The sequence below is a fragment of the Uliginosibacterium silvisoli genome, assembly GCF_036017035.1.
Taxonomy (GTDB): domain Bacteria; phylum Pseudomonadota; class Gammaproteobacteria; order Burkholderiales; family Rhodocyclaceae; genus Viridibacterium; species Viridibacterium silvisoli.
The window spans coordinates 1,671,813-1,694,365 of record NZ_JAYXHS010000001.1; the positions used below are offsets into that span (position 1 = coordinate 1,671,813).

Below are 22,553 nucleotides of genomic sequence, written 5' to 3' on the forward strand. Positions count from 1 at the left end.
GAATAGATATTTTGCTAGCGACCTACAACGGCGCCGCCTACCTACCGGCTCAGCTTGATTCGCTTCTAGCGCAAACGCACAAGGATTGGCGTGTTATCGCCAGGGATGATGGGTCGTCGGATGGCTCACTGACGCTGCTGGAAACCTACGCCCGGAACTACCCCGGACAATTTGAAATCCTGCGCGACGAGGGGCGTGCTGGAGCCAAGATCTCTTTCTCCAGACTGATTGCGCACTCCTCGGCGCCCTACGTTGCCTTCTGTGACCAGGACGATGTCTGGAAGCCGGAGAAACTCGAGTTGCTGCTTGAGGCGCTGTGTACCGAAGAGCGGCATGCTGAGCCGGGCACGCCGATGCTGGCGCATTGCGATCTGCAGGTCGTCGATGAAAGCCTCGAACTGATGAATCCCAGCTTCTGGGTCTATCAGGGCATAGACCCTTTCAGGGATGACCTATCCCAGTTGCTTGTCCAGAATGTCGTGACGGGCTGCGCCATGCTTTGCAACCGGGCATTGGTGGATGCTGCTACGCCCATTCCCGAGAGTGCGTTCATGCATGACTACTGGCTTGCGCTGATTGCGAGTGCGCTCGGACGCATCGTGCCGGTGCGACATGCGCTGATCCAGTATCGCCAACATGGCCGCAACACCTTGGGCGCAAAGAAAATGCCCAGTTTTTTCTCCATTCCCGCACGCACTTTCAGCCGGGACGGATGGCCACTGAATTACACCGCAGCCTGCGCACAGGCCGATGCTCTGGTTCAGGCCCTTGCCGGCAAAGCGTCGGACGAGAATCTGGCCTGCGCCGAGAAGTTCGCCCAGCTTTATAGCCACGGCTGGTGGATGCGACGCTGGGTCCTTGTGCGCTATGGAATCTTCCCTGCGTTGCTTCGTCGGCACCTGTCGGTGCTCGCGCGAGTATGAGCGCGCAGGATTTGTCTGGAGCTCCCGTCCCCGATCGTGTCGTTGCCCTCATCGTCAGCTACAACCCCGATGTGAATACGCTTCAGAGGCTTCTGGACAGTCTGCAGGGGCAGGTCGATGTGTCCATCGTGGTTGATAACGGCTCCCGCGATGACATAGGACTTGCGGCGATGGTACGTACAGAGGGCGAGGAACTCATCGCGCTGGGTCGCAACATGGGGATTGCCCACGCCCAGAATGTCGGCATCGCCCGTGCCCGAGAGTTGGGCGCGACGCAGTTGGTCTTTTTCGATCATGACAGCTGCCCCGCGGATGGAATGGTAAAGGCGTTACGGACTTCATTGCACTGGCTTGGCACACAAGGTCGGCGCGTGGGCTCCATTGGCCCCAGCTACGTCGATGAGCGCCAAGGCAGCGTGCCGGTCTTCGTGCGCGTGCGAGGACTCTCGCTGACGCGCTGTGCGAAGCCTGAGCTGGGTGATGTTGTTGCCGTAGATCACCTGATCGCGTCGGGGTGCATGATTCCCATGGCGGTATTGAACGACGTGGGTGATATGCGAAGTGACCTTTTTATCGATTATGTCGATGTCGAATGGGGCTTGCGGGCACAAAGCATGGGCTATGAAAATTTCGGCTGTTTCTCGGCCTGGATGCAACATTCTCTGGGTGATGATCCCATCATATTCAGGGGGGCTGCGTATCCCGCAAGAAGCCCGCTCCGTCACTATTACACCTTCCGGAATGCTGTGCTGGTGAGTCGCCTGAGCTATGTGCCAGGTGCCTGGAAGTGTGCGAATGGCTTGAGAACAGCCCAGAAGTTCGTGTTCTATGCCCTGTTTGGCAAGTCCCGCCTGCAGCAGCTAAAAATGATGACTCTCGGTCTTTGGCACGGCCTCATGGGGCGGACAGGCCCTTTCTGCCCGGGCGCGTAGCCCGGCTTCTTCGCTTTATCTGAATGACCACACTTTCTGTCGGCCTCGTTACCTATCATCCGGACCGCGCAATGCTGCGCGAGACGCTGGCGAGCTTGTTGGCCGCTGCAGGTCGGGCGAAGGCCAGCGATGACCTGAGCGATGTCACATTACAGCTTGTCGACAACGGCAACGATGAGGGCCTCATCGAACTGGCTCGGCAAGAGGGGTGGAAGCGCGCCCACCTGCTGAGTGGGCAGGGCAATGTCGGCTTCGGGCAAGGGCACAATCTGGTCATGGAGCAAGGCATGGGTGATCTGCACTTGATCCTGAATCCGGACGTGTCCTTGCAGCCAGACTCCCTGTCACGGGCCCTGCAGTTCATGCAGGCTCATCCCGAATGTGTCTTGCTCTCTCCCGCCATGCAGAGCGACGGAGCTGACTGGCATTTCCTGTGCAAACGTCCCCCTGCTGTTTTCGATCTGTTCTTGCGAGGCTTTGCGCCCCGTTGGATGCGCAGCATGTTCAAGGCGCGCATGGCGCGCTACGAAATGGAGGACCAAGGCAGGCCAGGCGTGATGTGGGACCCCCCCATCGTGAGTGGCTGCTTCATGCTGTGTCGTGCCGAGGCCTTGCGACAACTGAAAGGGTTCGACCCGCGCTATTTCCTCTATTTCGAAGACTTTGATCTGAGCCTGCGGGCAAAGTCATTTGGGCGGCTTGCTGCGGTGAGTGATGTGCGCATCACGCATTTTGGTGGTGGTGCTGCGCGCAAGGGCTGGATCCACGTGAAAATGTTCTGTCAGTCTGCATGGGTGTATTTTGGTCTGCACGGCTGGAAGTGGATGTGAATATGAATGCGGATGACATGACCCCGCGAGTGCTCGTAACCGGCGCGAACGGTTTCGTGGGCGCCGAGTTGTGCGCGCACCTCGGCCGACAGGGCTATCGGGTCGTGTCGGTCGTACGCCGCGCTACGGCGGCCGGGGGCGCGGCTGTTGGCGAAATCGATGACTCCACCTCTTGGGAGGGAGTCCTGAAAGATGTTGATGTCGTTATTCATCTCGCCGCGCGCGTACATGTAATGGATGGCAAGAGTACGGAGGCTGACTTCGAACGCATCAATGTGTGCGGCTCGGCGCACTTGGCGCGCGCGGCGGCTATTGCCGGCGTCAAACGGCTAGTGTTCGTGAGCAGCATCAAGGTCAATGGAGAGGCTACGCACGGAAAGCCTTTTGACGAAAATGATGTGCCGCGTCCGGAGGACGCGTACGGAAGGTCCAAGCTGGCGGCTGAGTTGGCGCTGCAGCAGATATCGGCCGATACCGGGCTTGAACTTGTGATTGTGCGCCCGCCGATGGTCGTCGGGCCGGGGACGAAGGGCAACCTGCCTGCGCTGCTACGTGCGCTGTCGCAAGGGCGCTCACTGCCGCTCGCGAGCGTGCGCAATCGTCGCAGTTTCGTCGGAGTACGCAGTCTGGTCTGCCTGCTTGAGTTGTGTGCCATAAAGGTCGCAGCGGCTGGAGAGATCTTTCTCGTTGCAGATGAGCCGGCATTGAGCACACCCGAGTTGATAGCGGGCTTGGCGCGTGGTCTTGGGAGCAGGGCGCGTCTGTGGCCCGTGCCCGTCCCGTTGCTGCGCGCACTGGCGCGTCTCTCGGGCAAGCATGCGCAAATAGATCGTCTAAGTGGCGATCTGGAAGTCGACGCTGGCAAAGCCCGCAATCTGCTTGGCTGGGCTTCCGTGGAGTCTCTGGACGATGTCCTTTTCCGGACAGCCCAACATTATCTGAGCGCATCGGAGCCAGACGCGTGATCCCGATTGGTCTGCTGTTGGCAATCCTTCTCTCGGCATGGCTCGGGACGCTAGCCCTGAGGCGCTACGCCCTTGCTCGGGCGATTGTGGATATACCGAATGCCCGTAGCTCGCATGCTGTCTCTACGCCCCGAGGCGGCGGTGCCGCCATCGTCCTTACTTTCGGCGTGGCCCTGCTTGTTTGGGCGTATTTCGTTCAGCCATCGAGCAAGCTGCTATGGGCACTACTGCCCGGAGGGGCTCTCGTGGCAGTGATCGGGTTCTGGGATGACCACGTTTCTTTGCCCGCGCGCACCCGTTTCGCTTGCCATGTCCTTGCCGCAATGTGGGCCGTTGCCTGCCTCGGTGGATGGCCCGTCCTTGAAATGGGTGTTGCGAATTGGGCGTGGGGTTGGTTCGGCAGCATGATTGCCGTATTGGCGCTGGTTTGGGCCACCAATCTGTACAACTTCATGGACGGCATTGACGGCTTGGCGGGCTCCCAGGCCGTGTTTGTGGGTGGTGTTGGCGGCTTGTTGTTGTGGCTGTCGGGTGGCGACGGTATGCCCTGCTGGCTATTGGCGGCGGCCTCTGCTGGCTTCCTGGCAGTGAACTGGCCGCCTGCCAGAATATTCATGGGAGATGTAGGCAGCGGCTTTCTTGGTTTCGTCATTGGCGTGCTCGCGCTGCATGCTACGGTGACTGACCATACGACGATCTGGCCGTGGGTGATATTGATGGCCGTTTTCGCAGTGGATGCCACCTTCACTCTATGCCGTCGTGCCCTGACGAGAGTTCGTGTGACGGAAGCCCATCGTTCCCACGCATACCAACGTGCCTCTCAGCGCATCGGCAACCACCGTGCGGTAACGCTAACTGTACTTGCAATCAACGCGCTATTCCTAGCGCCCGCATCTCTTGTTGCGCATATGTGGCCCGCTCTAGCCGTGCCGTTGACGATCGTCTGCTGGGGGGGCTTGTCTGCTCTTGCCTGGTTTCTGGATGCTGGCCGATTGGATGTCGCTAGCTAAGCACCCTGCGCTATTCGGGCAAAAAAGCCGTCAATGATGCGGTGTATGGCATTGTCAAAGTCTACAGAAAGAACGGGCTCGATGGCGTCTGAGGCTCATCTCACAAATAGAGCTTTTATTGCTACTAACAATATACAAAAATGCAAATAGCTTGCAATCTGCTGAAGGCGAGAATGAGTTCGTTGTGCGACGTTAAGATGGGGATAAGGTAATATCGCGGGCTTCTTCACCAACCGATTGGGTTCCGTTGCAGATGGAAAGAGCAACGGTTCTCTTCCGTCTTGGTGTGTCACCCCAGCCCCTTCTGATGATTGAAAATTTGTATGAGTAGGCTTTTTGTCCGGTATGTACGTGAGTCGGAGCCTGCTGGAATGATTCCTGTGAAAAATGTATCGAGAAGCTCCGGTCATCGGCGCATTACTGCCCCTTTAAGATTCGTGGGCTACCAGTTTGCGCGTGGAAAGCATCTGTTGAAAATCATGCCTGCTGCTTTTCAGACTGGAGGAGGTGTTTTTTCGACATTGATGAAGGCGCTCAATCTCTTTTGGAGGGATGGTTTGTCAGGCGTCAAGCGCGGCATCCGTTTTGTTCAAGCGGGGAATGATGCGAGACACTCGACGGGTTTTGATCGGAATGACTATGCCGAGTGGGTGAGGCGTTACGATACGATCGATAGCGACAAACGGAAGAAATTGGTCGCTGTTTCGGAAGGACTATTGCAGCGCCCAAGAGTTTCGATAGTCATGCCTACTTACAATCCCGATCCCGCTTGGTTAGCGCAAGCAATCGAATCAGTGCGTCAGCAAATCTATTCGAATTGGGAGCTATGTATTGCCGATGATGCGTCAACGGATCCGGAGGTTAGGCGAGTTCTTGAACGATATGCTCATACTGATGCACGTATCAAGGTGGCTTTCCGGGAGATAAACGGACATATCTCTGCTGCGTCGAACAGCGCCCTTGCTATGGCAACAGGCACGTGGATTGCCTTGCTGGATCACGATGATCTGCTGCCTGAACACGCCTTGGTACTTATAGCACAAGCCATTGTGAGCAACGCTGATGCCGGTCTGATTTATACCGACGAGGACAAGATTGATGAATACGGAAACAGGACAAGCCCATATTTTAAGTGCGATCTAAATCTTGAACTGCTCCGCGCTCAGAACATGATTAGCCATCTGGGCGTTTATCGACGGGATTTAGTTGAAAACGTCGGGGGCTTTCGGATGGGCTTCGAAGGCTCGCAAGACTACGATCTCGCGTTGCGAGTGGTGGATTTGATCGCGCCGAGTCAAGTGGTGCATATCCCGCATGTGCTCTATCACTGGCGTATTCATGCCGCGAGTACCTCCATGGACGCGGGGGCCAAGACGTATGCCCAAGATGCAGGTCTAAAGGCGCTCAGTGAGCATTTACAGCGTCGTTCAGTCTCGGGGTCGGTGGAGTTAACCCCCTTTATGCAGTACCGGATCCGCTATGCGACGCCGCTAACGCAGCCGCTTGTGAGTCTTGTTATTCCAACCCGCAACGGCCTACATTTGATTCGCCAGTGCGTAAGCAGCATTTTGGAGAAGACGACCTACCGTAATTTCGAAATATTGATCATCGACAATGGATCCGACGATCCTCGCGCGCTTCAGTATTTTTCGGAAATTGCAGCGGACCCGCGAATCACGGTGATTCGCGATGATAGTCCTTTCAACTATTCAGCCCTTAATAATCGTGCCGTGACATTGGCTCAGGGGGAGTTCGTTGCGCTCTTGAATAACGATATCGAGGTAATCACACCTGGCTGGCTTGAAGAGATGCTGAGTCTTGCTGCTTTACCCGGGCACGGTGCGGTTGGCGCGCGCCTTTGGTATCCGGATAACACCTTGCAGCATGGAGGGGTTGTGCTGGGTTTAGGCGGAGTCGCTGGCCATGCGCACAGCAGGCTTCCTCGTGGGCATTTCGGATATTTCGGCCGCGGCGCGCTAATACAAGGAGTGTCTTGCGTGACGGCAGCCTGCCTGTTGATTCACAAATCAATCTACTGGGAAGTGGGGGGGTTGAACGAGTCTGACTTGCGGGTAGCTTTCAATGATGTAGATTTCTGTTTGAAAGTGAGGGCGGCGGGTTATCAAAATATTTGGACGCCGTTTGCTGAGTTCTATCACCACGAATCAGCTACGCGCGGGGGGGACGACACTCCAGAGAAAAAACAAAGATTTGCTGCTGAAGTTGCATATATGCAAAGTAGCTGGGGTGACACCCTTTTGCTGGATCCGGCCTATAACCCAAACTTGACGCTTGAGCACGGAGACTTCAGTCTAGCTTGGCCACCAAGAGTCCAGCTTTGCCAAGAAAGTCAGATCCCCCAAGAGGCTCTCCCCAGCTGAGTTTGAAGGTTGCGCCACTTGCCGTTTTCGCCTCGGTGAGGTTGCTGTGTTAGGTGGCATGGTTGGACAATCTCGTTGGAGCGGGATACGTTCGCGTTCAGCGCAGCCATCAAGGCAATTGCCGTGCAGGGAGAATCGCATACGCATAGCGGATGTGCGCTCCCACGTGCAAACCTATACATTCGTGCGATCTCCAATTAAGGCCCAGCCAATCACGCGTTGTGCAAATTGTGCTTAAGCTCGCCCCGTGGTTGCATCCGGGCCCTGTCTTAGGTCAGCGTCAGCAGTGATGAATCTTCCGAGTCCGTGCTACCAGCATCAGTGGCAACCTGCAACGACAACGTCCTTGTTTGAAGAGTACAAGAGGTCCAGGCAGGTCAGAATCTGACCGTCAGCCGAATGGTTTTCCCAAACGCTGATGCCCCCTCCTGACAGAAAGCGGATCTCACCGGAAACGTAGAAATCAGCCGGTACATAAAAATATCTATATGAGTTATCGGCCAATTCTGACAAGGAAAAATCTTGAATAAAAGATCTTCCGTCACTGGCTCTGAGTAGAAGCTCTGCTCTGCCTAGGTTCTGACGAGCATATGTCCCAAACAAGATTCCGATACGTCTCTGCTTCCCGAAATCACTGTTTTTCAACGGCGGCATCCTTAGGCGGATGGGACTGCGCTCATCTAAGACTGCGCTTGGGACCATCTTGTGCTCGTATGTCTTCGACTTGTCTGACACAACTTCCGGCTCATAAATAATATTTTCGATCTGCTGCTGTTGAAACGGGGAGAGATAGTACCTGCGAAGCAAGACATTTGTTGTGCCGGAAATGGAAAAAACAAAAAACAAAAAACAAAAAACAGTAAAGAACCTTTTCTGCCAATCACAAAGAGAGTTGATTTTTTCAGAAACTCCGTATGCAATAAGGATGGCCGGAATAAGAAAATATCTGCCTTGCACCCCAGAAATTTTGCTCGCAGGGTGTGGTGACCAGGTTACGAGTAAAGCAAGAAAAATCAAAAAAATAGAGAGCGCAGAAATAAAAATTAATAACAGTCTATGCGGCCATTCGTTCTTTATTCCTCGCCAAGAAAATGTCAAAGAGGCGATCGCCAAAACAACGCTCCCCATAACAGTATACATAGGGCGTTCAAATGGGGTGTCAAGCCAACCAAGTATCCCAAGAAATTGGGTGTAGTAATTGTCGACCAGATTTAGGTCTGTTATCGTCTGCCAAAATACTTTCAAAAACTGAAAAGGCTGTTTTGTGTAAAAGGCGATTATATTTGAGGGCGGCTCGCCCAACACGGCCCTAAGGTCAACCGTCGTTTTTACGGCAATGCTCACCCAGGCAAGAATGAAAAAACACGAAACCACAAACAAAAATAGCGATCTCTTCTTTGTAGTGTAAAAGAATGAGGCGGCAAGCATTAGAACAAATGGAATTAAATGTATTCTAGATGTTGCCAGCACCACAACGGCTATGGCAAGAGCGTAAAGACGCCAGTTTGGCGTGTCTGTTTTTTCCGTTGTAATCCGCAAGAATGTTGCGATCACAAATAAGGCTAACGCAGTTGAGACCCCATCCAAGCTCGCTGATGAAAATTGAAACAGACTCATTGGCACAGAAATGAGTGCTAGAGACAATGGGTTTGTGGCATATGTTCTAAAGGCTGAGAAAACAAGTAAAACTGCCGCAAGTATAGAAAATGCTCTGGCAAGCCTATAAGAATAATCAACCGTAAGTCCTAGCCTCTCCCCAAGCAAAAGCCCAGCGGCCTGCGGAGAATAAATAACAGGAAAATAGTACCCGGTGCCCGGCGCTGGGTCGTAAACCCTTTGGCCTGTCCACCGAATCTTGCTTGCAGCATCAATTACATCTGCAGATAATTTGTCCTGCGTTGATGGGTGGCTCGCCATGTATGCCAATAAACCGGTATCAACATCTCCGCCGCTTGATTTTCCCTCTGGGCGATCTAATATGAAAACTCCTTTTCCCAAGAGATAGGCGCGCTGGATGTGATCAAACTCATCCGGAGATTTAAACGGAGGAATAACTGCCGCAAGAAAAAAACATGCGATAAATAACAACAGGGAAATAATAAAAGAATCATCAGTTGTGATTTTCTTAAGGTTGTCTCTCATCTGCATTGTCTTCCTGAAGTCCGCCTACGCGCCCTAAATATGATTTTGGTACAAAGAATGAAAGGTGGCCGCTGTTGACGACCTCGGTTGGCGCCCGTCTAGCTGCAGATATGGATGACGAGTCGAACGGCTGGTCGTTTTTGTAAAACAAGCTTTCTGTCAAAAGCATGCAATGAATTACGAAAACAGCGCCGCTCGAATTGTGCGTGAAGGCTCGCAAAGCCAGCAACCGATCTATTACAAGTACAGTCCTCCGCCGCAATCGCACCGACTCCCAAGTGAGCAGGCGAAATGTGGAGAATGAGCACAGAGGTGCGCGGCATACAATTCGAGTGATGCAAAAGCTTGGAGTGTTCTCTATTGGCAAGCGCTGATCGAGCTTGCTTCGAAAGCACTGTTAACCGCTTTCGCCCCCATTTTTGGTTGATAGGGAGTAAACAATATCGCTGGGCATCATGAAAATAATTGGAAAGGCCAATGTCACTATCAAGCAAATGAGTAGACGCACAGGCAAGGAGTGGCCGCGGGTGTACGAAACTCGTGTATACAACCCTTTCATACTGATGGTCGAAAGCCGCCCTACTGCAATTTCCTTGAAACCATTCCTCTCCAATAACTGCCGCAAATTTTCTTGGCAAAAATAATGCAAGTGCGGAGAGGGGAGATCTTTTTGCCAAAGCCGTTCAAAAAACCCCCCGATTCCCAAATTTAATAGCAAGCGGGAGGTCCGATAAAACACTCCTGAGCTGCTCGGCAGATTCAATACAAGCATCCCTGCGGGCTTTAAGTGCGCCCTGCATTCAGCCAATGTGCTTTTTACATCTGGAATGTGCTCAAAAACGTCGTTGAATACGATCACATCAAACTGTTCATTTGAAGACAAAACTTCAGGGAAAAACCCCCGTCGTACGTGCAGCCCGCGCTGGTGAGTGGCCTCGTAAACATGTAGATCAGGTTCAATGCCAAGTGCTTTGAATCCCATTTCGCCTGCGCGCTCCAAGAACCATCCATGGGCGCAGCCAACATCCAAAAGGCTCCCAGTTTTTTTTCTATTCTCAATAATTGCGTGCAATAGCTTGTCAAAGTTGTCAACTCGTAAAGGCCGCAACCCCTTTTCGCGAAACTGTTCGTCTATTTGGTCATGTGCCGTTGCTTGGTTAATTGCCGGCGCTAGCTCGGCGTTTTCGTAGTTGCAGGTTGAGCACTCCCAGTGCCAGGCCTGGATTCCACCGTCCATTACTGAATCGCAGACGGGGCAGCATTTTACGGCCATACGAAAACCTCACTTAGAAACAGAAATAATTACGCCAAAGGCAATGATGCTCGCCCCAATATACGTATTCCAACCAAGCGGCTCGCCCAGCAAGAAGTGAGCCAAAGTAGGGACAAGGAAAAAAGCCAGTGCAGCGAATGGGTAGGCTGCGCGCAGAGGCACGTCTTTTAGCGCAATTAGCCAAAGAACCGTTGCGCCTGAATAGACGGCAAACGCAATCAAAAGCTTAAAGCTGAGAAGAGATGGAAGAAGCCCGTCGACGGTCAAAACTATATCATTCGATGCCAGTTTAAATAGAATCTGCCCGACCGACAACAAAAGCACGGTAAACAAAATCAAGATTATTTGAAAGACGGACATTCTATTTTGTGCATTGAGTTTTTATGATTAACGACAGGCACCTTGCGCGATTAGGCGTAGGAGTGCGTGCCGAAATATGTCGGAAGCGCTTCATCCTCAGAGTAGTTGGCCGCCCAGCTACGAAGATTCTCTATTGACATTCTGAAGCTTCCGAATATTGCTGTGGATAGCGCGTGTGGGAACCGAAGATATGTCATATCCAACAAAGCCGAGAAGTAACTGAATCCCTGCAAGAATTGGTAGGGCGGACAACATAACCGTGCCGGCCGGTGTCGGAATGCCGTTATTGGCGGAGTGGCTCCAGTGGTAGCCCCCATAAACCAACCCGAAGAGAAAAAGCAAAAAACCCACGGGTAGCTCTATTGAGGCAAGAGACATGTCCCTAAGATAATAATTGTAAAAAATCCTTTTAAAGAAATTCCGAGCATGTTTTACGAAAAACTCTCCAATGATCCGGGTAATCTTTAAATTGCTTGTCTCGTTTCCATACTTTGCTTCCATCGGTACATCAACTACGACCGCGCGCAGAGTGTTTAGCCTGAATAGCATGTCGGTTTCAAAAAAATAGCGTCGGCTAATTTTGCTAAAAGGCAGGTGGCGAGCCATGTCTGCGTGGATGGCCGTGTAACCGTTGGTTGGGTCAAAGAGATTCCAGTAGCCAGATGATAACTTGCACATGAGCGAAAGTACTGCATTGCCAACGAGCCGTGTTGCGGGCATTGCGTGTATCTTTTCCAAGTCAAAAAAACGATTACCCTTGGTGTAGTCAGCTTCGCCAGCTGCAATAGGACGCACAAAATCCAGGATCAAGATCGGGTCCATTTGGCCGTCGCTATCGATTTTGACCAACACATCCATGCCATCCTCGATTGCGGCTCTGTAACCCGTCATAACCGCCCCCCCTACCCCCTCGTTTTCCGCATGTCTTAACACGGAGACTCGCTTGTCTCTGCAATTTGTCTTGACAAAAGAGCCTGATTGATCGGGGCAGCAGTCATCAACAACGTAAATTCGAGTAACCTCAGAACCAATCAGTTCTATTACGTTCAGAATATGGTTGCGTGCTTTGTAGGTTGGAATTATTACTGCAATTTTTAGCTGGATATCCATAGCGAATACGGAGAATAGTCTGTTTTGAAAATATATAAACAAATCAGGACGGGCATTGGCTGCAGGTGACGGCCCGCAGTTCACCGCCAAAGGATGGCGGTTGATCGAGAGACGGTTAGCCTAAGGAAGGAGCATTCGCTTTATTTCCTGATTAACTCTTCGATACGACCCTTATACAGCATCCACCGCTAAGCCTGTAATGATACCCGCACGGAGGCTTGGCGTTGGCCACTTTTCAATATTCCGAGCTTTTCTTTATCCCATTGCGATGATCGATAGATTGTGCCGTGATATGTTTAGTTGGGCTATCGGTGTAGTCAAGTGCGCTGCAATCGTCCGGCAGTGCTGAGCCTCGACCGCAGTATTTCTGCCAAAGAAGCCTGGCGCGCTACGAGGAAGGGCTCTCCCGGCTGCCCTCAAGTCGAATGTTAAGCGTTTGCTAGAGTTGTGCGGATGTCTTGTGTAATGCTCGTAGGTAAGTGAGCGATCCTCGCGTCGAGTGTCAAGTCTCTTTTTCTGGTGATTTGATATTTGCAGCGTCTAAATGCGTAACGGGGAGCTATTCCTCATTGCTCGGGGTCGTCAATTTAATGTTGCGCACCGTCAAGGGATGTGGTTCGCACTGCGGTGTATGGCGCGTGCCTCCCCTGTGCGATGCCGGCTCTCCTGAGTGTGTGTGTGCGTGTGTGTGGGGGGGAGGGGGGTTTTTGGTAAACTGCCGCGCCATCCCTCGAACAGGCGGTTTTCTCAACGCGAAGGGCCTCCGCCTCCGGCGATTGATTTTGGAAGCCAAGACTGCTATCCGCGGATAGTTTCGTCTCAAAGTGCTGTGAAGTGCGGGGGGGGGGCTTTGCTCCTTCATTGGCTGGCATTATGTTATGTATTACTTGCTTGTTCGCACAGTTGTCTTGGCGGATCGCCTCGCCTCGCGAGAAGATGGTCGTTTGTTTGCAGTGTTTTTGAATCGTTGGGAGAGGGGTCGTTGCGAGTAAAAGGAGTGTTTTTGAGGTTGCGCCACGATGCCGCGCTGCAAAATATCGTGCTGATCGTCATTCTTATCATTCTCTCTGCTATTAAGACGAGAGGGTACTTGCTGGACGGACGGTTGTGGGCAGAAGAGGCTACCGATTTTTTCTCGGGCGTTCATGGCAAGAGTTTTATTTCTGCTTTTTGTTATGTGTACAAGGGCCAGTTGCAGATAGTCACCAATATTATTGTCTGGCTGGGCACGCTTGTGCCCATAAATTGGCTTCCATTCGCCACCACCTCCCTGTCGTATGCCGTTCAATCAGTGCCGATTCTTTATCTGATCATGTACCGAACGCAGCTTGAAATCGGATTTTTGCAGTTTTTGGGGTTTCTAATTGTTTACCACGGACTGCCTCAAAGTGAAGAGGTTTTCTCGACAGCGACCAACGTTCAGTGGCATTTGGGGCTGCTGGCGGCCGTCCTTGTTATTCTGCCTGTGTCGCGTGGCTGGCGTCTCTGGCTTTCAAGACTTCTTTTGGTGGCATGCGGCCTTGGAGGAGTTCCTGCATGCATTGTCGCGCCTGTGGCTTTGGCACGTTATGCTGTCACGAGAGATAGGGAGCGTCTAGTTCAAGGGGCTGTCCTTGCGATGTGCGCACTCATCCAGTTGTCCATGTTGCTGTTACATGGGGCCGATGCAGGGGGAGGGCGGTCCGTGGATTTCAGAATCCTTGTTGCTTTGCAGGCATCAAGTTTTCAGCAAATATATTCTCCAGTATTCGGCCCCGAGTTTGCGAATTTTTTGGCTCCTTTTGTTAGGAATGGGGGGGGCGTTTTTGAAGTGTTTTCAATCTGCTTGGTTCTATGTTTTTACTATTTTTTTGCTAGAGAAAAGGAGTGGGCTCCTTTTGCCGTTTTGTGTTCGGCAATGATGGTGCTTGTTTCTTATGTTGGGGCGCTCGATGACCGATTAAGCCTTATCTCGGCGGCAGTCGGTGGAAGATACTTCTTTGCCCCAAATGTCCTTCTTTGTCTTGTATTGGCTGCAGCTACGTCCAAGACAGTAAGAGGTCTATATGGGGTCATTTTCGCAACTTGTGTCGTCTCCTCCGTTGCATATGGTTTTCGCGCAAATTTTTCTGGACCTGCCTGGAGGGATGCTTATCGTGCCTGCATGGACAAGCCCGAGTGTGACTCTATTCAAGTTTGGCCTCCTGGCTGGAGTCTCAAACGTCCTAAAGAAGGTTGGTAGGCCGTCCAGGACTATCATCTGTGCGGATGAATTACTTAACGGCGTGATAGGCTGATGAGTTGCTTGGCCGGTTTTCGTGACATGGACTCTTTTTTGAGAGGGGCTAAGTTGTGTTGCGATGATCAAAGTCGGGACGTGCTGTAACTTTGCACTCCAAACCCCCGAAAATGTCTCGTACCAAGTGCCTTTATTAGGCTGTTTGCAATATGAGGTTGGAATGCTTTGTCAGTTCCGAGCTGAATTGCTCGGAGGTGGGGGTGTGCCTCTTAAAAAAGTACTGTATTTTGATGTTGTCACCCGTGATTCGCCGAAATGCAATTGAACTGGTCCTTCTTGGGCTTACTCTCGTTTTTATAGGTCTAGCTATAGCGGGAGCAGTCTCTGCGTATTCGCCTGTTCCCTACTGGGACATGTGGAATGGTTATCTAGAGTTTTATGTCAAAGCAAGCTCGGGTGATTTTTCCGTGTGGTGGGCTCAGCATAACGAACACCGCATATTTCTTGCAAGACTGCTGTTCTGGATTGATTTTGTTTTGTTTCGCGGGACAGGAGCCTTTCTTGTTCTTATGAATTTTGTCCTGTTGGGGGCAATTTGTGCTGTGTTCGTCGTGATATGGCGCGAGCGATCGGGGGGGGGGGCAGGGCTTTTTTTGGCGGCTTGGTTATTTTCTTGGTCGCAAGAGAGCAACTTGACATGGGGGTTTCAGAGTCAGTTCATGCTGGCGCTGCTGCTACCGCTTTTGGCGTTCTATCTCCTTCATAGAGGAGTGTCTGATGTAAGGCGCTCATCACGATATTTCTTAATGGCGAGCGTTTGTGGACTGCTCGCCATCGGCAGCATGGCAAACGGGGTTATTGCCCTTCCGTTGATGACTCTTTTTGCTCTTTTGACCCGGAGTGGTTGGCGTCGCTGCGGTGCTCTCGCTGTATTGTCCGTGCTTGGCATTCTTCTCTATTTTCACGGCTACTTCTCACCAGAAGATCATGGCTCATTGCGTCAAGCTTTCTTGGCGCATCCGACAGGCCTTCTGTTGTTCGCAATCACTTATGTAGGAGGCCCCTTCGGCTACCTGTTTTCTGGCAGCGCGAAAGCGCTTCTTATTGCGCAAATTGCTGGAGTGTGTTTGACCTTTGCGGCTATAGGCTTTGCTTGGAATGCCCTAAGAAAACCAAAACAATCGACGCTGCAGCTTGCAATGCTTCTGTTTATTCTTTACGTCGGCGGTACTGCGCTAGGGACTGCAGGAGGGCGGCTGAGTTTTGGCATCGAACACGCTCTTTCCAGCCGCTACATGACCCCCTCTCTGGCTGCTTGGGCGGCGCTTATGGTGCTTGCCGTGCCCCCGATGCAGGCGCGTGCTCGACGATTGGCAGACGCGTTGCTATTGATTCTGTTGGTCGCACTCCTGCCACAGCAACTTAAGACGCTGGAGCCGAAGCATGACGGATTGTTCGAAAGAGATGTTGCGGCGTTGGCAATCGAGTTGGGGATCAAGGATCAGGCTCAGATCACCCACGTCTTTCCAAGTGCTGAATGGGCATTGTCCGTTGCCGAGGTTCCTGTAGAGCGTAATCTGTCAATCTTCGGAATGTCGCCACTTGCGGATCTGCGCGAGCGCTTGGGGGCATCTTCAGGAATGGAAGAGTTGCCAGCGACTGCTTGTCTGGGGCATGTGGATGAAGTTCATGAAATCAAGGAAGATCCGGGGTTCGCGCAATTGCGGGGATGGGTTTCCGACGGCACGAGTGAAGCTAAGCCGGGGGTTCTGACAGTTGTGGATGAAGGCATGAGTGTGGTCGGCTTCCTGTATGGCGGGCAGCGGCGACCCGACGTCGTGCGTGTGATGGGCGCACGCGCGCTCGAATCGGGGTTCAAGGGCTATTTGCGTTCTGCGAGCTTGGACAAACCGGTGTACATCCTGGGGCCAAACCTGCAGTGCCAATTGAAAGCTGCTCTCGTGACCTCGCCGAAAGATTGATGACAGCAAGCCCAGAAGATTGATTTCAAGAAAATTGCATAGGCAGCATGATGAAAGACAAGAAGATAGTCTTGCCGGGAGGTGCAGGCCTCGTAGGCCAGAACCTCATTGCCCGCCTCATGGCGCGTGGCTATACCAATATTGTCGTTCTCGACAAGCATCGTGCCAATCTGGCGATGCTCAGGCAGATCCAGCCTGAAATCACCATCGAGTACGCGGACCTGGCCGAACCCGGTGATTGGCTGGGCCGCATTGCTGGCGCAGATGTTGTCGTCATGTTGCAGGCGCAGATCGGTGGCAATGACTACCAGGAGTTCGTGCGCAACAATATCGATTCGACGCGCCTGCTGCTCGATGCCGTCAAAGCCCATAACGTACCGTCCCTTGTACACATCAGCTCGTCGGTGGTCGAGTCGGTGGCCGACGACTTCTATACGAACACCAAGAAGGATCAGGAGCGGATGGTGCTCGACAGCGGCATCTCCTGCCCGGTATTGCGCCCCACCCTCATGTTCGGTTGGTTTGATCGCAAACATCTCGGTTGGCTTTCCCGGTTCATGAAGAAGGTTCCGGTATTCCCGATTCCGGGACATGGGCGCTACATGCGCCAGCCGCTCTATGTCGGAGACTTCTGCAACGTCATCATCAGCTGCATCGAGAGCCCGCGTGTCGGGGTCTTCAATATCTCGGGGCATGAGAAGGTCGATTACATCGACATCATCCGGGAAATAAAAAGGGCAACAAAGGCGAGCGCGGTCGTACTTCGCATTCCGTTTGCATTGTTCTATTCCTTGCTGTGGGTATGGGGGCTGTTTGACAAGAACCCGCCATTTACCACTCAGCAATTGTCGGCCTTGAGTGCCAAAGACGAATTCGAAGTCATCGACTGGCCGGGAATCTTCGGCGTGCGTTCTACGCCTTTCCGGGAGGCTATTGACGAAACCTTCAACGATCCGCGATATGGCCATATCGTGATGGAGTTCTAAGTAATGAAGCAACGTGTCGCAGTGGTGGGGGCGGGCCCGATGGGTCTGACCGTCGCATACGAATTGTTGAAGGCAGGTAAGGAAGTCACGATTTTCGAGAGAGACGATCGGATCGGCGGCATGTCCGCGGCTTTCGATTTCGCGGGAACGCGCATCGAGCGCTATTACCATTTCGTCTGTGGACCCGATGAGGCGCTGTTTGCCTACTTGCGCGAGTTTAAGCAGGAGCATCTGCTCAAGTGGGTGTCGACGAAGATGGGCTTCTATTTCGATGGCAAGCTCTACGACTGGGGTCACCCGTTGGCCTTGCTCAAGTTTCCCGGGCTTTCCCTGTGGCAGAAGATCCGCTATGGCTTGCAGGTCATGGGGGTCAAGAATGTGACGGACTGGCGTCCGCTGGATGCGATCTCCTCTACGGCTTGGCTGCAGAAGGGGATCGGTAAAGCTGCTTACGATGTCTTGTGGAAGCCGCTATTCCATTTCAAGTTTTACGAGTTCCAGGACAGCTTGTCAGCGGCCTGGCTTGGAACCCGGATCAAGCGTGTGGCCCTGTCGCGCAAGAGTCTGTTCGAGGAACGCATGGGCTACCTCGAAGGTGGTTCGGAGCGTCTCCTCGATGTCGTCGCTGAGCGCATCCGTCAGATGGGTGGGCAGATCGTGTTGAGCGCGGCAGTCGAGAAGGTCGAGACTGCCGGCACCGAAGCCGCGCTAAGTCTCAGCGGTCTGACCGTGGGCGGCGCATTCCAGGCGTTTGATCAGGTCGTTTCGACGATTCCTTTGCCCTATCTGGTGCGCTTGATGCCTGGCTTGCCTGAGGAGGAGCGTGCCAAGGTGGCGGCAATCCGGAATGTCGGTGTGGTCTGTGTGTTGCTGAAGCTGCGCAAGCCGTTTTCGCGCAATTTCTGGATGAACATCAATGACGAGCGCATCGAGATTCCGGGGCTGATCGAATACACCAACCTGAATCCGCTGGATGGCAAGGCATCGATCGTTTACGCCCCGTACTACATGCCTCAGACGCATCCCAAATATGCGCGGGACCCCCAGGCTTTCATCGATGAGACGATTGCGTACATGAAACTGATTGAGCCGGATTTCTCGGCGGATGATGTCATTGCAAGTTCGGCGCATCGCTACGAGTTCGCACAGACAGTCTGCACACCTGGCTTTTTCGACCAACTGCCGCCCATGCAGAGCACGGTCAAGGGCTTGTTCATGGCGGACACCTCGCACTATTACCCGGAAGACCGGTCGATCTGCGAAAGCATGGCGCTTGGGGCCAAGTTGGCCGCAATGGCTCAGGCGGCGGGATGAGTGTATTGACGAGTCAGTTTGTCCGCTTCCTGTTTGCAGGGGGCGTGGCAGCTGCCGCGAACTACGGATCGCGTTTTGCGTTCAGTCTGTGGTGCAGCTACGAGGTGGCGATCGTTCTGGCGTATCTGGTGGGGATGACTGTGGCATTCCTGCTGATGCGCGCGTACGTATTCGATGCGCGTACCGGCAAGTTGGCACCCCAAGTTCTGAAATTCATCGCGGTCAATATCCTTGCCGTCCTGCAGACGCTGCTCATAAGTATTGTGCTGGCCAGGTGGGGCTTGCCGGCGCTGGGCGTCACACAACATGTCGAAGCGCTTGCTCATCTGATAGGCGTGTTGGTGCCCGTGGTAACCAGCTATGCCGGGCATCGCCTGGCGACTTTCAAGTAATGTCAGCACCCGTAAGGCGCCGACAGTGATTCAAAAGCTTGTCGCTCCTTCTGGGTTGCGTGCAATTGCCATATTCGTGGCTTGCGGAGCGGGCCTGTATCTCGCAGCAACGGTCTGGGCAGGGTTCGATACCGCGCTCGCGTCGCTGCAACGCATCGGCCTGCCCGCGATGCTTGGCGGTGCGTTGCTCGCGTCACTATCTTACGTCTTGCGATTTCTGCGTTGGCGCTCACTGCTACGGCGATTCGGCCATGCGATCCCGGATTTGCATCATTTTGCTGTGTACGTTGCAGGGCTGGCGCTGACACCTTCGCCGGGCAAGCTCGGAGAAACCTTGCGCTCAGCCCTGCTGTTGCCGTGGGGCGTGACAGTGGAGCAGAGTCTGGCGGCGTTTCTCGTAGACCGCATGTCTGATGTGTTGGGCATTACCATGCTGGGAGTCATTGCGGCGAGACTGGCGGGGCAACCGCTGCCGATCCTCGAGTACTTGCTGGTGGGGGCCTGGCTGTCGGCGACGCTGTTTCGCATGCTCATGTTGCGGCTAGGGGAGAGCGTCTGGAACTGGCTAAGCGCCCGTGGGCAGCGACGCCCGCTGCAGTTGCTCGTGCGTGTCGTCGATGCTTGGGCGGTGTTGTGGCGGCCCTCACGGGTACCGGTCTATGCCTTGATTGCGGCTGCAGCATACGGCGTTCAGGCTCTGGTTTTCTGGGGGTTTGCACGCCTTGCGGGCATAGATATCAGTGTTGCTTCGGCTATTTCAATGTTTGCCAACGCGACTTTGTTTGGTGCGGCCAGCATGTTGCCGGGAGGCTTGGGGGCGATGGAGGCTGCGCTTGTGTTTCAGCTCGACGGTGCGACACCGGGGGCTGGCGTATCGGTGTCCGTGGCCATTGCCACGCGGATCGTGACGCTGTGGTGCGGTGTCCTTGCTGGCCTGATCGCTTTGCTTCGCGTATCCGGCAAACCGGTACGCGTTTAATTGAAATGAACGATTCCATGAATCAAGAATTTGATCCAGGCGTGCCGTTGTGTGTCGACCTTGATGGCACGCTCATCCACACGGACATGCTGCACGAATCCGTGATGGTCCTGCTTGCTGACAATCCGTTGAACGTCTTGCGGCTGCCGTTCTGGTTGCTGGCGGGCAAGGCTGCGTTGAAGCGCAAGATAGCCTCTCGCGTACAGATGGATCCACGCAGCCTGCCGTACAACGAGCCTTTGATTGCATGGCTGCGAAGCGAACGTAGCGCGGGGCGTCGCTTGGTGCTGGCAACAGCCAGCGACGAACGCTTCGCGCACTCGATCAATGAGCATCTCGGTCTCTTCGATGAAGTGGTGGCGAGCGACGGCTCGATCAATATGGCGGGGCGCCATAAGGCTGCCGCATTGGAGCAGCGTTTTGGCAAGGGCCGGTTTGACTACGCCGGAAATGCAACGCCAGACCTGACGGTATGGGGCTCGGCGCGCCGGGGGGTTGTGGTGTCGGCCAGTGCCCGTGTGTCGAAGGCGGCGCAGCAGGCCACGACAGTCGAGCGCGAATTTGCAGCGGTCAAGCCGAATTTCCATGACTGGCGGCGCATGCTGCGGGTGCATCAATGGTTGAAGAACGGGCTACTGTTCGTCCCCATGCTGGCGGCTCACCAGTTGTCCTTCGCTCTGTTTGCACAGGTGTTGCTGGGCGTCATCGCTTTCAGTCTCTGCGCTTCGTCTGTCTATATTTCGAACGACTTGCTTGATCTGGAGAGTGACCGACAGCACCCGCGCAAGCGGTTGCGCCCGTTTGCGGCGGCACGCATTCCGATCTGGGTTGGTTGTGCAGCTACGCCGCTGCTACTGGCAGCCAGCGTCGCTGTCGGGACGCTGGTCGGCTCGCATTTCCTGTTATGGCTGGGAGTCTATTTTGCTGTGACGCTGGCATATTCTCTCGGGCTGAAGAAGCTTGTGCTGGTGGATGGGTTCACGCTCGCTGCGCTGTACACTCTGCGTATCGTGGCCGGTGCTGCCGCAGTCCGGCATGAGGTTTCCTTCTGGTTGCTGGCCTTTTCGGTATTCCTGTTCCTCTCGCTGGCCTTCGTCAAGCGCTATGCCGAACTGGATCTCATGAAGGAGCGCGGACGCGAAAAGGCTCACGGACGAGGTTATGAGGTCGCCGATGCGCCGCTTGTTCAGACTCTGGGGCTGGCATCAGGTTATGCGGCCGTGGTCGTCTTGGCGCTCTACCTGAACAGCGACGCCATGCGAGCGCTTTACCAAGCTCCTGAATGGATGTGGGGGGCCGTGCCTGCAGTGATGTTCTGGATCAGCTGGGTGTGGCTGAAGACGCATCGAGGGGAGATGCATGATGATCCGGTGGTCTTTGCCATAAAGGATCGGACCAGTCTCTGCGTGGGGGGCATTTTCATTGCGTCGTTAGTGCTGGGAGTCGTTGCATGACAACGATGCCAGTGTCTTCCTGGGGCCGTCTTGCACAGCCTTTGCATCACATAGTCGCGTTGCGCGACGCAACTGCGGTGCCGGATCTGCTGCGAACGGGACAAGGAGCTGGTCTTGCCTTCGGCATGGGGCGCAGTTACGGCGACGTCTGTCTGAATGATGGCGGCACGCTCTGGAAGACCACCGGTCTCGATCGTTTCGTCAGTTTTGACGAGCAGAGCGGGCTTCTGGTGTGTGAAGCCGGGGCTTTGGTGCGTGACATCCAGAGGTTGGTCATTCCGCGTGGCTGGATCCTGCCCGTGACACCTGGCACGCAACTGATTACTGTCGGAGGCGCGATTGCCAACGACGTGCATGGCAAGAATCACCACGTGCTCGGTTCCTTCGGTGATCATGTCAAACGCATACGTCTTGTGCGAACTGACGGATCGATCATCGACTGCGGCCCGTCGGAGCATGCGGAGTGGTTTGCCGCAACGGTCGGGGGGCTGGGGTTGACCGGCGTCATGACGGAAGTGCAGATCCAGCTACGGCGGACGAGTGGCCCATGGCTGGATACCGAGACCATACCGTATGCCGGTCTGGATGAGTTTTTCACGCTCGCAGATGGCTCGGAGAGCGGGTGGGAGCACACGGTCTCGTGGATCGATTGTCTGGATCGAAGCGGCAGGGGGGTTTTCATGCGCGGGAATCCCGCGACGAGAACGGACATTCCCGCGCCCGCGAAGGTTGGGGCAGGCATGCCTGTCGTACCCCCGGTGTCACTCGTGAATGGCCCCTCGTTGCGCGCATTCAACACGCTGTATTTTAACCTGAAGAAGCATCGTGCCGGGCGGCAACAGGCGCACTACGAGCCCTTCTTCTATCCGCTCGACAACGTGCCCAACTGGAATCGCATGTACGGTCCGAAGGGCTTCTTCCAGTATCAGAGCGTTGTGCCGCGTGATGTGGCGCGCGACGCCGTGCAAGCGATGCTTGAGGTCGTTTCCCGTTCGGGAAGTGGCTCTTTCCTGGCTGTGTTGAAAACCTTTGGTGACAGGGAGTCACCCGGCCTTCTCAGTTTCCCGCGACCGGGGGCCACGCTGGCACTGGATTTTCCCAACAAGGGAGAGCCCACCCACAAGTTGTTCGCGCAACTGGATGCGATCGTAATGGAAGCGAAGGGCCGGCTCTATCCCGCCAAGGATGCGCGCATGCCGCAGGCCATGTTCCAGGCGGGTTATCCGGGGCTGGAAGAGTTTTCAAAATTTCGTGATGCCGGGATCAGTTCCGCGCTGTCACGCAGACTGATGGGGAGCTGAC

At 54.2% G+C, this 22,553-nt stretch carries 18 protein-coding genes; 14 read left to right on the forward strand and 4 right to left on the reverse strand.

The genetic code is table 11. The features are described from left to right. Window positions 1–11: 11 nt before the first annotated feature. The 6 genes from VVD49_RS07600 to VVD49_RS07625 all read left to right on the forward strand — a co-directional run bounded on the left by VVD49_RS07600 (window position 12) and on the right by VVD49_RS07625 (window position 7,041). Entirely contained in the window at window positions 12–923 is a 912-nt protein-coding gene (locus tag VVD49_RS07600; RefSeq protein WP_327598536.1) for a glycosyltransferase family 2 protein, read from the forward strand. Next, window positions 920–1,855, forward strand: a complete 936-nt coding sequence (locus tag VVD49_RS07605) for a glycosyltransferase family 2 protein (RefSeq protein ID WP_327598537.1) — start codon at window positions 920–922, stop codon at window positions 1,853–1,855. The genes VVD49_RS07600 and VVD49_RS07605 overlap by 4 nt, the downstream gene beginning before the upstream one ends. 23 nt (window positions 1,856–1,878) lie before the next feature. After that, window positions 1,879–2,685, forward strand: a complete 807-nt coding sequence (locus VVD49_RS07610) for a glycosyltransferase family 2 protein (protein WP_327598538.1) — start codon at window positions 1,879–1,881, stop codon at window positions 2,683–2,685. A gap of 17 nt (window positions 2,686–2,702) precedes the next feature. Next, window positions 2,703–3,650 (forward strand): NAD-dependent epimerase/dehydratase family protein, encoded by a 948-nt coding sequence (locus tag VVD49_RS07615; protein WP_327598539.1) that lies wholly within the window; start codon window positions 2,703–2,705, stop codon window positions 3,648–3,650. 167 nt (window positions 3,651–3,817) lie between these two features. After that, window positions 3,818–4,660, forward strand: coding sequence for an MraY family glycosyltransferase (locus VVD49_RS07620; protein WP_327598954.1), 843 nt, complete (start codon window positions 3,818–3,820; stop codon window positions 4,658–4,660). A gap of 371 nt (window positions 4,661–5,031) precedes the next feature. Further along, entirely contained in the window at window positions 5,032–7,041 is a 2,010-nt protein-coding gene (locus tag VVD49_RS07625) for a glycosyltransferase family 2 protein (protein WP_327598540.1), read from the forward strand. A 318-nt stretch (window positions 7,042–7,359) separates the two neighbouring features. Here the strand turns inward: VVD49_RS07625 and VVD49_RS07630 are convergent, their stop codons facing one another. The 4 genes from VVD49_RS07630 to VVD49_RS07645 all read right to left on the reverse strand — a co-directional run bounded on the left by VVD49_RS07630 (window position 7,360) and on the right by VVD49_RS07645 (window position 11,926). Continuing rightward, window positions 7,360–9,183, reverse strand: a complete 1,824-nt coding sequence (locus VVD49_RS07630; RefSeq protein WP_327598541.1) for a DUF2142 domain-containing protein — start codon at window positions 9,181–9,183, stop codon at window positions 7,360–7,362. A 397-nt stretch (window positions 9,184–9,580) separates the two neighbouring features. After that, on the reverse strand, window positions 9,581–10,420 hold the full coding sequence (locus tag VVD49_RS07635; protein ID WP_327598542.1) for a class I SAM-dependent methyltransferase: 840 nt from the start codon (window positions 10,418–10,420) through the stop codon (window positions 9,581–9,583). 45 nt (window positions 10,421–10,465) lie between these two features. Continuing rightward, entirely contained in the window at window positions 10,466–10,816 is a 351-nt protein-coding gene (locus VVD49_RS07640) for a DMT family transporter (protein WP_327598543.1), read from the reverse strand. A gap of 117 nt (window positions 10,817–10,933) precedes the next feature. Then, window positions 10,934–11,926 carry a glycosyltransferase family 2 protein gene (locus VVD49_RS07645; RefSeq protein WP_327598544.1) on the reverse strand — a complete coding sequence of 331 codons (993 nt, stop codon included), beginning with the start codon at window positions 11,924–11,926 and terminating at the stop codon, window positions 10,934–10,936. Window positions 11,927–12,935: 1,009 nt separating this feature from the next. Here VVD49_RS07645 and VVD49_RS07650 point away from each other — a divergent pair. From VVD49_RS07650 to VVD49_RS07685, 8 genes are all read left to right on the forward strand, one after another. After that, the gene (locus VVD49_RS07650; protein ID WP_327598545.1) at window positions 12,936–14,147 is read left to right on the forward strand and encodes a hypothetical protein; all 1,212 of its coding nucleotides are present in this window, start codon (window positions 12,936–12,938) and stop codon (window positions 14,145–14,147) included. 287 nt (window positions 14,148–14,434) lie between these two features. Beyond that, window positions 14,435–16,126, forward strand: a complete 1,692-nt coding sequence (locus tag VVD49_RS07655; protein ID WP_327598546.1) for a hypothetical protein — start codon at window positions 14,435–14,437, stop codon at window positions 16,124–16,126. A 47-nt stretch (window positions 16,127–16,173) separates the two neighbouring features. Next, on the forward strand, window positions 16,174–17,112 hold the full coding sequence (locus VVD49_RS07660) for an NAD-dependent epimerase/dehydratase family protein (protein ID WP_327598547.1): 939 nt from the start codon (window positions 16,174–16,176) through the stop codon (window positions 17,110–17,112). Between the two features lie 3 nt (window positions 17,113–17,115). Then, a complete protein-coding gene (locus tag VVD49_RS07665; protein WP_327598548.1) occupies window positions 17,116–18,426 on the forward strand; it encodes an NAD(P)/FAD-dependent oxidoreductase in 1,311 nt (436 codons plus the stop codon). Next, on the forward strand, window positions 18,423–18,818 hold the full coding sequence (locus tag VVD49_RS07670) for a GtrA family protein (RefSeq protein ID WP_327598549.1): 396 nt from the start codon (window positions 18,423–18,425) through the stop codon (window positions 18,816–18,818). Before VVD49_RS07665 ends, VVD49_RS07670 begins: the two co-directional genes overlap by 4 nt. 25 nt (window positions 18,819–18,843) lie before the next feature. Further along, complete coding sequence (locus VVD49_RS07675; RefSeq protein ID WP_327598550.1) at window positions 18,844–19,797, forward strand: lysylphosphatidylglycerol synthase transmembrane domain-containing protein; 954 nt, start codon at window positions 18,844–18,846, stop codon at window positions 19,795–19,797. Between the two features lie 17 nt (window positions 19,798–19,814). Then, entirely contained in the window at window positions 19,815–21,251 is a 1,437-nt protein-coding gene (locus tag VVD49_RS07680; RefSeq protein ID WP_327598551.1) for a UbiA family prenyltransferase, read from the forward strand. After that, window positions 21,248–22,552, forward strand: coding sequence for an FAD-binding oxidoreductase (locus VVD49_RS07685; RefSeq protein ID WP_327598552.1), 1,305 nt, complete (start codon window positions 21,248–21,250; stop codon window positions 22,550–22,552). Before VVD49_RS07680 ends, VVD49_RS07685 begins: the two co-directional genes overlap by 4 nt. The last annotated feature ends 1 nt before the right edge of the window (window position 22,553 follow it).

Excerpts from the sequence above, each read along its gene's own strand:
- VVD49_RS07605 (WP_327598537.1), top strand. The coding sequence starts at position 920 with ATGAGCGCGCAGGATTTGTCTGGAGCTCCCGTCCCCGATCGTGTCGTT.
- VVD49_RS07610 (WP_327598538.1), top strand. The coding sequence starts at position 1,879 with ATGACCACACTTTCTGTCGGCCTCGTTACCTATCATCCGGACCGCGCA.
- VVD49_RS07615 (WP_327598539.1), top strand. The coding sequence starts at position 2,703 with ATGACCCCGCGAGTGCTCGTAACCGGCGCGAACGGTTTCGTGGGCGCC.
- VVD49_RS07625 (WP_327598540.1), top strand. The coding sequence starts at position 5,032 with ATGATTCCTGTGAAAAATGTATCGAGAAGCTCCGGTCATCGGCGCATT.
- VVD49_RS07630 (WP_327598541.1), bottom strand. The coding sequence starts at position 9,183 with ATGAGAGACAACCTTAAGAAAATCACAACTGATGATTCTTTTATTATT.
- VVD49_RS07635 (WP_327598542.1), bottom strand. The coding sequence starts at position 10,420 with ATGGACGGTGGAATCCAGGCCTGGCACTGGGAGTGCTCAACCTGCAAC.
- VVD49_RS07640 (WP_327598543.1), bottom strand. The coding sequence starts at position 10,816 with ATGTCCGTCTTTCAAATAATCTTGATTTTGTTTACCGTGCTTTTGTTG.
- VVD49_RS07645 (WP_327598544.1), bottom strand. The coding sequence starts at position 11,926 with ATGGATATCCAGCTAAAAATTGCAGTAATAATTCCAACCTACAAAGCA.
- VVD49_RS07655 (WP_327598546.1), top strand. The coding sequence starts at position 14,435 with ATGTTGTCACCCGTGATTCGCCGAAATGCAATTGAACTGGTCCTTCTT.
- VVD49_RS07660 (WP_327598547.1), top strand. The coding sequence starts at position 16,174 with ATGATGAAAGACAAGAAGATAGTCTTGCCGGGAGGTGCAGGCCTCGTA.
- VVD49_RS07665 (WP_327598548.1), top strand. The coding sequence starts at position 17,116 with ATGAAGCAACGTGTCGCAGTGGTGGGGGCGGGCCCGATGGGTCTGACC.
- VVD49_RS07670 (WP_327598549.1), top strand. The coding sequence starts at position 18,423 with ATGAGTGTATTGACGAGTCAGTTTGTCCGCTTCCTGTTTGCAGGGGGC.
- VVD49_RS07680 (WP_327598551.1), top strand. The coding sequence starts at position 19,815 with ATGAATCAAGAATTTGATCCAGGCGTGCCGTTGTGTGTCGACCTTGAT.
- VVD49_RS07685 (WP_327598552.1), top strand. The coding sequence starts at position 21,248 with ATGACAACGATGCCAGTGTCTTCCTGGGGCCGTCTTGCACAGCCTTTG.